Origin of the sequence: Sphingomonas jatrophae (assembly GCF_900113315.1) — a bacterium.
GTDB classification, from domain to species: Bacteria; Pseudomonadota; Alphaproteobacteria; order Sphingomonadales; family Sphingomonadaceae; genus Sphingomonas_P; species Sphingomonas_P jatrophae.
In genome coordinates, this window is the sequence record NZ_FOZG01000003.1 from 496,222 (window position 1) to 510,024 (window position 13,803).

The window sequence follows — 13,803 nt, forward strand, 5'->3', positions numbered from 1 at the left end:
TGTCAGGCGCGGTCGGCGCCGGAAATCCGCGCGACGCGCCGGCTGCCCGCACTGAGCAGCAGCGCCGCGACCACGGCCAGCGCCAGCAGCGGCGCGGCCGGCACCGCGCCCGAGGGCAGGCGCGGGGCGAAAGTCGGCATGCGGGCGAAATCGGCGCGGGTGAACGGACGGTCGGTAAAGAGATAGGGATAGAAGAAGTGGCGCAGCCGATCGTGGAAGGCGGCGATCCTGTCCTGATAGGCGAACTGGCCGAACGGGTCGGTGTCGGCGATCCTGTGCAAGGCGCCCTGCGCGGCGACACCCGGCAGCAGATAGCCGACGCGCTCGCTCCACCGCTCGCGCGCGATCAGGCTGGCGCGGTAGGCGGCGACGTCGCGCGCCACGGCCTCGTCGCCGACCTGGTGCATGGCGAATAGCCACTTCCAGTGGAACCGCCCCTCGAATCCTTCGCGCCCGCGCCATTCGGGGTGGTTGAGGAAGAAGCGCTCGAACGTGTCCTGCTTGGCGATGTCCCAGCCGTGATGGACGATCTCGCGCTGGGCGAGCGTCAGGTCGATGCCCTTGGCGGCCGGGATGGCGCGCGCGATCGCCGCGCTGGCCAGCGTCGGGACGACCAGCGTCAGCAGGATCCAGCAGCCGATCAGCGCCGCCGCGGCAGACGCTGATGCGCGCATCGCCGTGCCGACGAGCAAGGCACAGCCGGCCCAGAAGGCGAGGTAAAGCGCCGCGACCAGCAGCATCGCCGCCGTACCCGCCACGGGCGCGTGGGTGACGATCGCGCCGACGGCAAACGGCACAGCGAGCGCGAACAGCACCAGCGCATAGCGGAGCCCGATCCGCCGCCGCCACAATCCCTGACCGGGCAGCGACAGCAGGAGACGCAGGCGCCCGCCCTCACGCTCGCCCGTCACCAGATCGTGCATCAGCGCGATGATGATGAGCGGCGCCAGATAGACGAGCACGAACGCCCAGTCGAACACGCCGGGCAGCGCCAGCTCGGCATTGATCGCCTCCGCATCGTAGAGCTGTTGCTGGAGCCCGAGCGCGCGGACGCGCAGCACGAACGGCTGGATGTCGCGCTGGCCGATCGCGGCGAAGGCAAGCGGGGGTGGCGCATCGTGGGTCAGCAGGAAGCTGTAATAAGCGGCATAGCCGGCATCGCCGTCGGGCTTGCCATGGGTGGCAGCAACGCCGGCAAAGTCGCGGCGCTGCTCCCCGGACACGCGGGCGATCGTCTCCCGCTGGCGCTCCATCTGCGCGATGCCGGACCAGACCGCGAGCGACGAAAGCAGCAACAGCAGGAGCAGCGATCCCACGCCCATGCGCGAGCGGAGGATCAGGCGAAGCTCGGCCGACAGACGGCTCATCGTGCGACCCTTCCGATGCGGCGGGCGGTGACGGCGAACAGCAGGCCCAAGCCGGCGAGCCAGCCGGCGAGCACCAGCAGGCTGCGGCGGATGGCGCCGGCGTCCCGCAGCGGATCGTAGCTGCGATAGGCGAAGCGGGGCACGCGCTTCCAATTGTCCGCCGAGACGCGCGGATCCTCGCCGCCGATATGGGGGATCAGCTCCGCCTGCATGCGGTTGAGCGTCTGGACGAAACGGTAGCGGAACGCCTCGGCCTGATCGAGGAAGTCGAGATGCGCCGCGGGATCGCTGGCGGTCAGCGCCATCGACACCTGCCGGATGGCGATGAGCGGGCTCAGCGCGGCGAAGGCGTGGACGAAGCGATTCTGCCGCGCTTCGCGGCCGGCACTGTCCGCGGCGGCACGGGCGTAGAGCGCGGTGCTCAGCCGCTCGCCCTCCATGCCGACCAGCCCGGCATATTGCACCGGCAGATCCTCGATCCGCGACACGCCGTAACGGGCGAGCACCTGCTGCCTGAACCCGTTGAAGTAGGGATCGTCGGGATCGTGGCTGTCGCCGATGCGGGCGAGATCGCGGTGCAGCGCGATCTCCGTCTCGATCCGGGTCGGCAGCACCACCTGCGCGGCGGCCGCCTCCGGCAGCGCCCGGGGCAGCAGGATCACGCCGATCAGCCAGAGCCCGATCAGCGCCGCCAGCGCCGCCCGCGAGTCATGCGCCCAGGCGGACACGAGCACCGCCAGCAGCGCCCAGAGCAGCAGCCACGCGGCATAGCCCAGCATCAGCAGCAGGGTCGCCCCCCAGCCGGCCACCCCGGCCAGCGCGAAGCCAGCCAGCACGACAAAGGCGGGCGCGGCCACCGCCAGCGCGACCGCGGCCTGCGCCAGCAGCTTGCCGCCGAGCAAGGTGCGCCCGTCCAGCCCCTGCGCCAGCAGCAGCCGGAGCGTGCCGCGCTCCCGCTCCCGCGCGACGCTGGCGAACCCCAGGAAGATGAGCAGCAGCGGCGCGAGCGTCTGCAGCACGAAGGCGGGGGTGAGCTGGCCGAACCGCAGCAGCAGCGAGGATTGGCGCGCCTCGGCGAAGTTGGCGCTGTTCTGGCGATGCCCCTCAAGGAAGATGGTGTTGCCCGTATAGCTGTCGATCCCGGCGTCGAAGAAGGCGAGCGGCGCGATCGGGCGGAAGACGAACTGGCCGTAATGCACCATGCGGTGGGGATGGCGATCGGGCTGCCGGTCGAACCCGGCATCGACACTCGCCTGGTAGCGCGCGCGATCCGCCTCGATCCGGTCGCGCCGCTCGATGCTGACGAAGCTCGCCACCAGCACCAGCGCGACCAACAGCAATGTGGCGATCACACCGGCCCGGTTGCGGAGCAGCGCGCGCCACTCCTCGCGCGCGATGCGCGTGGCGGCGCTCATGCCGCCGCCCGCGGCTGCGCATAGCGTGCGTGCAGCGCGTTGAGGTCGAACCGCGCCGATCCCGCCGTGGCGGTGCGCTCCTCATCGATGCGGCCGTCGGCAAGGAAGCCGATCCGGTCGGCGACGTCGACCGCGCTCAACAGATCGTGCGTCACCATCAGCACCGCGACATCACGCGCCCGCGCGGTGTCGAGCAGGCGGTTGAACTCCAGCGTGGCCTGCGGATCGAGGCCGGAGGTCGGCTCGTCCAGCAGCAGCACGGGCACGTGCCGCGCGAGCGCCAGCGCGATCGCCACCTTCTGGCGCATGCCCTTGGAAAAGCCGCTCACGCGCGCATCCCAGGCGTGCACCGGCAACCCGACCGCCTCCAGCGCAGGATCGATCACGGACGGGCGATCGCGCGCGGCGCCCGCGAGCGCGAGGAAATAGTCGACATTCTCGCGCGCGCTGAGATGATCGTAGAGCGCGACGCTCTCGGGCACGTAGGCGAGCAGCGCACGCGCCTGCGCCGGCTGCGTCACGGGATCGACGCCGCAGATCCGCACGGCGCCCGCGGACGGCGCGATGAAGCCGAGCAGCGCATTCAGCGTCGTCGACTTGCCCGCGCCATTGCCGCCGAGCAGCGCGTAGATCTCGCCCCGCCGCACCGTCAGGTCGAGGTCGCGCAGCACGGCGCGGGGGCCGTAACTGTGGCGCACCCCGCTCAGCAGGATCGCCGCGTTCGTCCCTTCGATAATCGTCAAATCGCGTCTCGCCCTTAACATCTTGCGTTGCAGCATCGTCCCTTTATGAGACGGTGTATCATTACGCAACCGGCAAAGACCCGCCGGGCTTCGGGGACATGGAAAGACACATGCGCATCTTGGCCGCGATCAAACACTGGCGTCTCGCGGGGGTTGGGCTGACGGCGCTCTGCGCCTGGTCACCCGCGGTGGCGGAAGATGCGCCGGCGGAAGACACGGCTGCCGCGCGCGAGCATGAGCATAGCGACGTGGACGAGATCGTCGTTCTCGGCCGCCGCCGCATCGACCGGGTCAATGGCTCCGACGTGGTGACCGAGCGCATGTCGCAGGCGAGCATCGCGCTCGATCGCACGATCCTCGACGATTATGGCGTGCGGCGGCTGAGCGATGCGCTGGAACTCGTCAGCGGCATTTCGCAGCAGAACAATCTGGGCGGCCTGCGCGACAATTACGCGATCCGCGGCTTCCTCGGCACACCGGACACGGGCGCGGAATATTTCGTCGACGGCTTTCTTGCCAATCGCGGCTTCGGCCCGCCGCGCGATCCGGCCAATGTCGAGCGGGTGGAGGTGCTGAAGGGGCCTGTCGGCGCAGTGTTCGGCTCGGTCGATCCGGCGGGCCTCGTCAACATCGTCACCAAGAAGCCGCAGTTCCGCACCGGCGGCGTCTTCACCGCCAGCGCGGGTTCCTTCGCCACCTACCGGCTGGAGGGCGATGTCGAATCGCTGCTGGCGGACACGCTCTCGATCCGGCTGGTCGGCGCGCTGGAGAATAGCGACGGTTATCGCGATTTCGTCGATCTGCGCCGTCACCTGTTCGCGCCATCGCTGAGCTGGCGGCCGGCGCCCGGCACCACGCTCACCTATCAGGGCGAGTATATCCAGTATCGCTCGCCCTTCGATCGCGGCATCCCGGCGGTGAATGGCGACGCCGAGGCCGTGCCGCGCGATCGCTTCCTCGGAGAGCCGGCGGACGGGCGCGTTTCCTCGCGCAACTGGCGGCATGAAGCGACGCTGGAGCAGGATCTCGGCGGCGGCTGGTCGCTGGTCGGCGGCGGCGCCTACCGCGACGGGCGCATCTTCGGCTTCTCGACCGAGACGTCCACCGCGCCGGTGAACGGCATCGTCACGCGGCAGCGGCGCCTGCGCGACTGGAACCTGACCGACTGGTCCGCACGCGCGGAGGTGCGCGGCACGGTGGAGGCGTTCGGCACGCATCGGCCGAGCCTCGGCGCCACCTTCTACGATCTCGACTTCGACACCTATCAGACGCGTTTCCGGCCGAGCGCCGCACGGCCTTATGCGATCGACGTGTTCGATCCCGTCTATGGCGGCACTGCCGGCCCGCTGACGCCGTTCACCGTCACCAACGAACGGCGCAAGGCCGTCGCCCTTTATGCGCAGGACATGTGGGAGGCGACCGATGCGCTGAGCGTCGTCGCGGGGCTGCGCTACGAGCATCTGAAGCAGCGCATCGACAATATCCGCTCGGGCCAGCTCAGCCGGCTGACGCGTGATCCCGTCGAGTTTCGCGCAGGTGTCCGCTACCGGCCCGATCCCCGTTTTGCCTTTCACGCGAACTGGGGCGAGGGGTTCCGGCCCAATTCCAGCGTCGGCCGCGAGGGCCAGGCCTTCGCACCGGAGACGGGCAAGGGATATGAGATTGGCGGCAAGCTCGTCCTGCCCGCCCTCCGCGTGACAGCGAGCTGGTTCAGCGTGTCCAAGCGCAACATCCTCGCGACGGACCCGGTGGACGCCAATTTCCTCGCCCCGGTCGGCCGTATCCGCTCGCGCGGCGTGGAGCTGGACGGCGAGATCGATCTGGCGCGGGGGGTGCGGCTGATCGGCAATTACGCCTTCACCGACGCAGAAGCGCGCGATCCCGCCTTCCCGAGCGCCGACGTGCTGAACGTGCCGCGCCACTCGGGCACGCTGCAGCTTTTTGCCAGCCTGCCAGTCGCGGGCCGCGATCTCGACCTGAGTTTCGGCGGAACCTATGTCGGGCCGCGCGCCGCAGCGCTCGATGGCGGCAACCTGCGGCTGGGCCGTTACGTCAAGGTCAAGGCCAGCGCCGCTTATGCCCTGACCGACCGGCTGACCGCGCGCGTCGAGGTCGACAACCTGCTCGACCAGACCTACGCGCAGAGCAGTTACAGTGCCTTGTGGATCTATCCCGGCGCGCCGCGCTCGATCACCGCCGCGCTGACCATCCGGATGTAGGCTCATACCCTCGGAGGCGGCAGGCCGGGCTGCTATCCACACCGCGCACAAGGAGAGGCAGCAGCCCCGTGAGCCGAGACACCGACCAGCGCCGCAGCTCGCCTGCGGCACAACGCAATGCCGGGCCGCTGCTGGCCGTGCTGCGGCAGGTGCTGCCGCCTTCGGGGACCGTGCTGGAGATTGCCAGCGGCACGGGGGAGCATGCCGTCCATTTCGCGCGTGCCCTGCCCGGCCTCCGCTGGCAGCCGAGCGATCCATCCGCTGACGCGCGCGCGTCCATTGCGGCATGGGCGGCGGCCGAACGATTGCCGAACCTGCTGCCGCCCCTCGCCCTGGACGCCGCTGCGGAGGACTGGCTGGACGGACCCGTCGCGGCGATCCTCTGCGTCAACATGGTGCATATCAGCCCGTGGGCAGCCACGGAGGGCCTGATGCGCGGCGCGGCGCGGCTGCTGCCGGCCGGCGGGCCGCTCATCCTCTACGGCCCCTATCGCCGGGACGGTGTGCCGACCGCCGCCAGCAACGAGGCCTTCGATGCGGACCTGCGCCGCCGCGACGCGCGCTGGGGCCTGCGCCGGCTGGAAGACGTGGTGACGCTGGCCGGCGAGCACGGGCTGACCTTAAGCCGGGTGGTCGAGATGCCGGCGAACAACCTGACCGTGGTGCTGCATCGCCGGCCGGACGGCGAGACCGGGAGCGCGCTTCCGGTATCTTAATCGGTTCATGCTCTGGCTGCGGCGGCGGGCAACATCGTCGCGGGGAGGGGAACGTGCTGCACTTCGGCAGGAAATTGTTCGGTCGCAAGGGCGTGGCGGATCACCCTGCTCCGGATGCTGCCGCGCCCCCGACCCGCCTGCGCAGCTTCCTCCGCCCCAGCGAAACAGAGGCGCCCCAGCCCGGCACGATGACGTTCGACCGGCTGCTGGGCGAACTCACCCGCTCGACCAGGGACGGCCAGGTCGGCGCCTATGCGTTCAAGACGCCGCTGGAACAGCTGTCCCCGTCCGAGCGGATGGAGGTGATTGTTTCGCTGGCGGACGAGATGGCGGAGCTGAAGGGGTATGTCGTCGGCAGCCCGAGCGATCGCGCCAGCCAGATGGAATATTGCTACGCCACCTGCCTCAAGAGCGAGATCGTCGCCGACAAGGAGCATCTCGGCTCCCTGATTACCTGCCTGGTTGGCAGCGATCGTTACCACCGCTCCTATCGGCAGGAGGAGTTCGGCGCACTGATGGCGCTGATGCGGCAGGCCGTGAAAGCGGGCGGCTTCCTCACCTCGGACGATTGCGCCAGCCTCGCGGCGTTCGCCACCACCTTGCGGACGGCGGCCGAGAAGGAACGCGGCAAGCCCGACAAGAAGGCGCTCATCGCACGCGCCGAGGCGATCGAGAAGTTCGCCGGCGTGGAGGTCTCCGCCACCTCGCTGCTGCTGGAACGCTGCGAGCCGGCAGAAACGGGCCGCACACTCGGCCCCTGCCCCGAACATTACCTCTTCTGGTGCCGCCTGCTCGCCGCCACCGCACACGGCGTCGCAGCCATAGCGGAGGATGTGAAATCCAAGCGGCGTGTGGCCTGGATGAGCGACCCGACCGCCTTTGCCGAACGCTTCCCCGCCGCGGGGCCGCTCACGCCGCGGTTCCGCCAGTGGGAAGATCCGGCGCTTGCGGAAGATGCGCGCAACTTCGCCCGACTGCGTCGAATGCTGCGCGACAAGCGGAACGGGCTCGTCGCTCCGGCCGACTTCCTCGCGCTGCCGGGCAAGCGTCCGCTCGTCGAGCCGATGTTCCGCTTTGACTGGCGGACGCCCAATCTGCCCGCGCTCGACCGGCTGGGCGACCTCGAAGACCCGCAGCAGACCGCTCTGCTCGAGCAGCTCATCTCCGCCCGAAATGCGCCGCGCCCGACCGCCAAGTGGCTGAAGCAGATCGTCGCGGCAGCCGAGGCGGTCGGCATGTCGGCGGTGGAGGCGCGGCTGCATGACTGGCTGGCGCTGTTCCACACGCCGGTGACCAGCCCGACGATCCTCGCCGATGCGCTCAACATCGACGAGATGGACCGCGGCGTCGCCCACCTCAACGCGCTGCTGCCGCACTGGCCGGTCGAGATCGGCGAGGATGGGATCGACGCCGCTGGGCATGCGCTGGCGGTGGAGTTGGCCAGCGGCAATCCGTCCGCCTTGCCGACGCCACTCACGCTCGAGCTGTTCGCCTATAACGACGATTACTGGGAGGGGCGCAGCCCGACGCGGGGGCGGCTGAAGCTGATCGTGCCCAAGGATCCGCGCGATCGCTGGTCGTCGCCGAGTATCTTCTCGTGGCAGGCCGTCTCGATCGAGAATGAGCAGCCGCTGCGTGGCGCGCTGTGGCTGGTCGCGCGGATGCCGGATCGGGCGCGTGCGATCGACGCGATCGAGCGGACTGCGCTCTCCGCCGCCTGTCGGCTTCACCTCGGCGACAACAGCCACCGCTCCAAGGTGGTCGCCAACGCCGCCATCGCCACGCTGATCGACATGGGCGGTGCGGACGTGCAGCCGGCGATCCTGCGGCTGTCGCGCGCGATCCCGGATCGGACGATCAATCCGCCGCTGATCAAGGCGCTGAACGGCTGAGCGGGAGCCCTCAGCCGGCCTCCTGATAGCCTTTGCGCGTCTTCTCCAGGGTCAGCTTGGTGGCTTCGCGGCGGGCGCGCGCCTCGTCCTCGAACGACTTGATGACGCGCTGGCCCTTGGTGCCGATGCGGCCGAACTCGACGATCAGGTCGCCGCCGTCGACCCCCACGCGCCAGAACTTGTTCGATGCCCCTTCGACGAGGCGATATTCGGTGAGGCCCGCCCCAGCCGCACTGGCTGGCACTTCGACAGCCGCAGCGACGGGGTGGGCGAAGGCGCCCGGAGCCGCCGCCGGCCCCGTCTCGCCATCGGGCGCCAGCGCGACGCCGGCATAAGGATCGTCGTCGGCAAGATCCCAACTGGACCGGGCCAGTTCCGCCTCGACCCGCTCGATCGTCTCGTCGCGCGCGCGTAGCCACGAGGCGACGGGCACGTCGATCACGCGCCAGCCGAACGCGCGCAGGATCGAGGGACGGAAGACGAAGCGTTCCTCCACCGCCCGCTCGGCGCTGTCGCGGTCGAGCAGGATGCCGAGTGCGTAGCTGGCGCCATCCGGCGCGACGATCGCAAGATCGCAGCGGAAGCTGGCGCTGCCGACATGCTCGCGCACGTCGTGGCCGCGCGCACGCAGCGCATCGGCGATGGCGTGGCGCACCGCATCGGCGGGCGGCGCGGTGCCGAAGGCGCGTGCGGCATCGGGATTGAGCGTCGTCAGCACCGCCTGCGCATGCGCCGCCTCCCCGCTCGACTGCGCCTCGGCGAAGGTGAGGAAGCTGCGCAGCGCGCGCGCGCCGTCATTGTGGACGTTGGTGATCGCCTCGGGCGCGATGCTGGAGACGATCGCCATGTGGCGGCGCGCGCGGCTGAAGATGACGTTCAGGCGCTTCTCGCCGCCGCGCTGGTTGATCGGGCCGAAGTTCATCGCCATCCGCCCGTTGCGGCCGGGCGCGTAGCAGACGCTCATGATGATGATGTCGCGCTCGTCGCCCTGCACGTTCTCCAGGTTCTTGACGAACAGGCCGCTATGCTGCCCATCGTCCTCGCGGACATATTCCTGTTCGACCGCGGCGGCGAAGGCCGGATCGGCCGCCGCCAGCCGATCGAGCGCGCCCTCGATCTCGCTCTGCTGCGCCTCCGAGAAGGCGACGATGCCGAGCGTCGCGCCGGTGCCGCGCGCCAGCAGCTCGCGCACCAGCCCGGCGATATAGGCGGCCTCGGGCGGATTGATGCGGCCTTCATAGCGTCCGTCGGCGATGCGGTGCGCGGTGATCGGCGCGGCGAGCAGGCGATCGGTGCCTGTCGCCCATCCGCCTTCATCGTCGGAGCGGACGGGTGCGGCCGGGCCGCTCGCCGTGCGCAAATCGCGATCGGGTATGGTGACGAGCTGGCCGGCGTAGAAGGCGGCGTTGGAGAAGCTGATCAACGCTTCCGAGCGGCTGCGATAATGCCAGGCGAGCAGGGTGGCGGGCAGGTTGCGCGCCGCCTGGTTGAGCAGGCTGTCCGCATCGAGCAGGATGCCGATCCGCTCGCCATCCTCCTCCACGATCACGCTGGCCTCCTCTTCCCCGAGCGAAGCGGAGAAGAAGTTCGTCGGCGGCAGCTGCATCTCGTCGCCGACGATGACGACCTGGGTGGAGCGGCAGAGCGCCGGCACCGCCTCCTCGACGGGGATCTGGCTCGCCTCGTCGAAGATCACCACGTCGAACAGATCGGTGCGCAGCGGCAGCGTGTCCGAGACGGACAGCGGGCTCATCAGCCAGATCGGCTTCAGATCGTTGACCACCGCGCCCGAGGCGCTGCTGACCAGATCGCGGATCGAGCGGTGGCGCATCGTCTTGCCGAATTCATGCTCCACCTCGCGGCGGCCGGCGGCGAAGAGCTTTTTGAACTCGCGGCCAGCCGGATCGAGCAGGGTCACCGACGTCTCGGATGCCTTCACATGATCGCGGAACGTGCGGTGGAGCGTCGAGCGGATCGCGTCGGCATTCTCCTTGCGCAATCGGGTGCGGGCGGCGGCGGCCCGGCGGGTCGCCTGGACGAGCCGGGCGATGTCGAAGCGGCGGATCTCGGGATCGCTCCGCTCGATCCGCGCGATTGCCTCATCGACGACCAGCGCCTCGATTGCGGTGAGCGGCAGGCGGAGTTTGCGGAGCGCGCCGGCAAAGGTGGGATCCGCGCGGTGCAGGTCGGCCAGCACGGGGAGCAGATCGGGCAAATCGCCGAGCGATTCGCGCAGGTCGCGCAGCAGCTCGCCCGCCGCGTCGAAGGTGAGCGGGTTTGTGTCGTCGAGGATGCGGGTGGCGGTGTCACGCAGTTGCGCGAGGGCGTCCGCCTGCGCCGCCATGGCGGCGATGGCGGTGGCGCCCGCGACCAGCATCGCCTGGATGAGCGGGCTGCGCGCGCCGCCGGTGAGCTCGGCGCGCAGGGTGAGCAGCGCGTCGAGATCGCCGGTGTGCAGCTTCGCCCGCAAGGCTTCGGTTGCGGTGTCGAGCGCATCGCCCGCATCGTGCGAGGCGGCGAGCAGCTGGAGGACAGTGCCGATCTTCGGCGGCACGGCATGCGCGGCGAAGTCGTAGCGTGCGGCGACATTGGCCTTCAGCGCGCGCCATGGGCCGCTGAGAAATGCGAAGAACGACCCCTCCTTCTCCTCCGCCAGCGCCAGCGCCGCCGCATTGTCCGTCCGCGAAAAGGCATCGCGCCAGTTCGCCGCTTCTGCCGCGGCGGCGGCAGCACGGGTGCGGAGCCGGTCTAGGTCGGCGAGATCGGCGTCGAGCTGGCGGGAGGCGACGGTGGCGGGATCGAGCAGATCGGGCGACGCGGCGAGCCCCGTGCGGACCAGCCGTGCCGCCAGGGCCCCGGCCTCGGCCGCCTCGGCGATCGGCGTGGCGCCCGAGACCGGCGCCTCGCCGCGCTCGATCCAGTCCTCCAGCCGCTGGAGCAGCGTCTCGGCCGCGTCGATCGCGGTTTCGATGCGCGCGTAAGGCTGGTCGCCCGTCAGCGTGGCGGCGGTCAGCGCGGCGAAGGGATGCGCGGCGAGGCTGTCGGCGCCGGCATGATCGCGCAGCGCCCGGGAGATGCGCTCGGCCAGTGCGCGGTGCGCATCCCACACCGGCAGCGTCGGCAGCGCCTCACGCTGGCGCGGGCCGAACGCATCGGGCGGGGGCGGCAAGGCGGCGGCGCGGCGGACGAGCGTGCGCAGGCTCTGTGGTTGCGCCGCGCCCACGGCGGCATCGTAGCGAGCGATCGAGTCCAGATGCTGGGCCAGCGCCGATCCGGTGCGCGCGCGGATCGCGCGGTGCCGGTCGAGCGCGTCGTCGCTCGTCCCCCAGCTTTCATAATGGGTCTTCAGGTCGGCGATGAAGCCCTTCTTGTCCTCCTGCGAATCGTGGATGATGCAGGCAAGGCCGTCGAGCCCGGCCTGCCCCAACCGGTGGAACACGACATCGAGCGCGGCGCGCTTCTCGCAGACGAACAGCACGCGTTTGCCGCGGCCGGCATAGTCCGCGATCAGGTTGGTGATCGTCTGCGACTTGCCGGTGCCGGGCGGACCCTGGATGATGAAGTTGCGGCCCGTGCGGGCGAGCGCGACCGCGGCATCCTGCGTCGCGTCGGACGGTACGACGCTCCATTGCTCGGGCGCGGGGATTGGCGGCGGCGCTTCCTGCGTGAAGGGCCGCGGATCGATCGAGAAGACCTGGTCGAAGGCGGGCAGATCGGACGGTGCGTCGATCAGCTGTGAGAAATCGCGCACCAGCGACATCTTGCGATAGTTCAGGTTGGCCAGCGTGACCTGCGTAAGATCGATCTCCCACGCGAAGCGATGACCCTCGTCGACACCCGCCGAATAGGTCAGCGCCTCCGTCTCGGCGACCATCCGCGCCGGGCCCTGCCGCAGCGATCCGCCAGCGGCGAGCCGTTGCGGCAGAGGCGCCGGCTTCACGAATTTTTCGAACAGCGCGAGCCCGAGCGGCCGATAATCGTCGCGGTCGTAGCTGAAATCGGTCCGCGTGCTCACCGCCTCGCGCGTTCCCCGGCGGCGATTGAAGCGGTTGACCCGCTGGATCGCCTTCTGGAGGATCAGCCGGATCTGCGGCCGCTCCTGCAGGTCGAGCCGCACGCCCGGTTCGCTGCGGTGGATCTGTGCGGCCAGATCGGCATGGATGTCCGCCAGCGAGACGGTCGCGAGGTCAACCTCCTCGGGCAGCTGGATGTCGTAGAGCTGGCGCAGCATGTGGCGCAGCGCCGGATTGTATTCGGCCACCGTTTCGGGGCAACGCAGCACATATTGATCGCGCACGCCCTTGGCCTTGGCGATCTCCACCGGCAGCCACAGGAGCGGGGAGACGATCCGCTCGTCCGGCGCTTCCTTCAGATTGTGCCAGCGCAGGAAGCCGATCACCAGCCTGAGGTGGTTGAAGCCATATTCGGCGCGGTCGCGACGCGTTTCCTGGATGATCCGGTCGAAGGCGGAGGGCAGGTGCGGCTGATCCTCGAAGCGCAGCCATTTGTTGAGCGGCAGCGCCTTGCCCGCCAGCACATCGTCGACGAAGCGGCCCTGCCACGTGCACAGCCGATCGGCGCGCACCGCCTCGATCCGCATGACGATGGGGATGCTCGCCTCGGTCAGGTTCACGCTCGATTGGGTCGGGCGGAAGTGGATCAGGCGGTTGCGGCGCGACAGATCGAACAACCGGTCGCGCAGGTGCGAGAGGACGGCGACGCGGCGATCGGGCACCGCCTTGGCGTCGGCCAGCACGCGGTCCACATCCAGATCGACCGGCTGGTCGCGATAGGTCTCCAGCCGGCGGGCGAGCCCGGCAAGATCGGTTGCGCGGTCGTGGCGGTTGAGCGCGGTCGCCTCGACGATGATCGACGCGACCACCGGATGCAGCCGCGGCGCGATGGCGAACAGGTTGCTCCGGTTGAACGAGAAGCGCTCGATCGCCGCCGGATCGCGCGGATCGAGCGCGCAGGCGGCGCAGGCGAGCAGCATGCCGATCTGAAAGACATCGGTGATCTCGTCATGATGACCGAGCTCGATCTCCCAACTGCGCAGATCGGTGAGGTAGATGGGCTTGACGAGGGTCTCGCCATCCGCGCGCGCGCGCAGATCGTCCACCCGCGCGCCAGCATCGCCACCGTGGGTGACGCGATATTCGCCGACAACCTTCAGTGCCGAACTGGCCTGCGGCTGCACCTGATGGATCGCGGCCATGTTGGCGGTGGGCACGATGCCTGCCGGGTCGGTCAGGCGGAAGCGGCCCTCGGCATCCTCGATCACGTCGGCGAGACCCAGCCGGGCGACGCGACCCTGCTCATGCAGCGCGGCGACCTGCCGCATGAGCGGCAGCATGGCATGGACAAGATCGTCGGTCGGCAAGCCACGGCCGAGACCGGCGAGAACGGTGCCGATCCCGGTGGGCGCAACGGATGCGTCGTTCGCGTCCATCG

7 protein-coding genes are annotated in these 13,803 nt (G+C 69.8%); 3 read left to right on the top strand and 4 right to left on the bottom strand.

What is annotated here, in order from left to right:
• Positions 1 to 2: 2 nt before the first annotated feature.
• Genes BM360_RS17875 through BM360_RS17885 form a run of 3 tightly spaced genes read right to left on the bottom strand, consistent with a single transcriptional unit; the run spans position 3 to position 3,516 of the window.
• Positions 3 to 1,367: a DUF3526 domain-containing protein gene (locus tag BM360_RS17875; protein ID WP_093316805.1), complete on the bottom strand. Its 1,365-nt coding sequence runs from the start codon at positions 1,365 to 1,367 to the stop codon at positions 3 to 5.
• A complete protein-coding gene (locus tag BM360_RS17880) occupies positions 1,364 to 2,782 on the bottom strand; it encodes a DUF3526 domain-containing protein (protein ID WP_093316807.1) in 1,419 nt (472 codons plus the stop codon). Before BM360_RS17880 ends, BM360_RS17875 begins: the two co-directional genes overlap by 4 nt.
• Positions 2,779 to 3,516 (bottom strand): ABC transporter ATP-binding protein, encoded by a 738-nt coding sequence (locus BM360_RS17885; protein ID WP_423228923.1) that lies wholly within the window; start codon positions 3,514 to 3,516, stop codon positions 2,779 to 2,781. The genes BM360_RS17880 and BM360_RS17885 overlap by 4 nt, the downstream gene beginning before the upstream one ends.
• 119 nt (positions 3,517 to 3,635) lie before the next feature.
• Here BM360_RS17885 and BM360_RS17890 point away from each other — a divergent pair, with 119 nt between their 5' ends.
• The 3 genes from BM360_RS17890 (at position 3,636) to BM360_RS17900 (ending at position 8,352) form a co-directional block, all read left to right on the top strand.
• Entirely contained in the window at positions 3,636 to 5,744 is a 2,109-nt protein-coding gene (locus BM360_RS17890; protein ID WP_093316810.1) for a TonB-dependent siderophore receptor, read from the top strand.
• Positions 5,745 to 5,812: 68 nt separating this feature from the next.
• Entirely contained in the window at positions 5,813 to 6,460 is a 648-nt protein-coding gene (locus tag BM360_RS17895) for a DUF938 domain-containing protein (protein WP_093316812.1), read from the top strand.
• Positions 6,461 to 6,513: 53 nt separating this feature from the next.
• Positions 6,514 to 8,352 (top strand): hypothetical protein, encoded by a 1,839-nt coding sequence (locus BM360_RS17900; protein ID WP_093316815.1) that lies wholly within the window; start codon positions 6,514 to 6,516, stop codon positions 8,350 to 8,352.
• Positions 8,353 to 8,362: 10 nt separating this feature from the next.
• On the opposite strand, the gene BM360_RS17905 is transcribed toward BM360_RS17900, so the two are convergent.
• Positions 8,363 to 13,801, bottom strand: coding sequence for an AAA domain-containing protein (locus BM360_RS17905; RefSeq protein ID WP_093316817.1), 5,439 nt, complete (start codon positions 13,799 to 13,801; stop codon positions 8,363 to 8,365).
• Between the last annotated feature and the right edge of the window lie 2 nt (positions 13,802 to 13,803).

Bases quoted from the DNA above. Each gene is read 5' to 3' on its own strand.
- BM360_RS17875 (WP_093316805.1), bottom strand. From the start codon at position 1,367: ATGAGCCGTCTGTCGGCCGAGCTTCGCCTGATCCTCCGCTCGCGCATG.
- BM360_RS17880 (WP_093316807.1), bottom strand. From the start codon at position 2,782: ATGAGCGCCGCCACGCGCATCGCGCGCGAGGAGTGGCGCGCGCTGCTC.
- BM360_RS17890 (WP_093316810.1), top strand. From the start codon at position 3,636: ATGCGCATCTTGGCCGCGATCAAACACTGGCGTCTCGCGGGGGTTGGG.
- BM360_RS17905 (WP_093316817.1), bottom strand. From the start codon at position 13,801: ATGGACGCGAACGACGCATCCGTTGCGCCCACCGGGATCGGCACCGTT.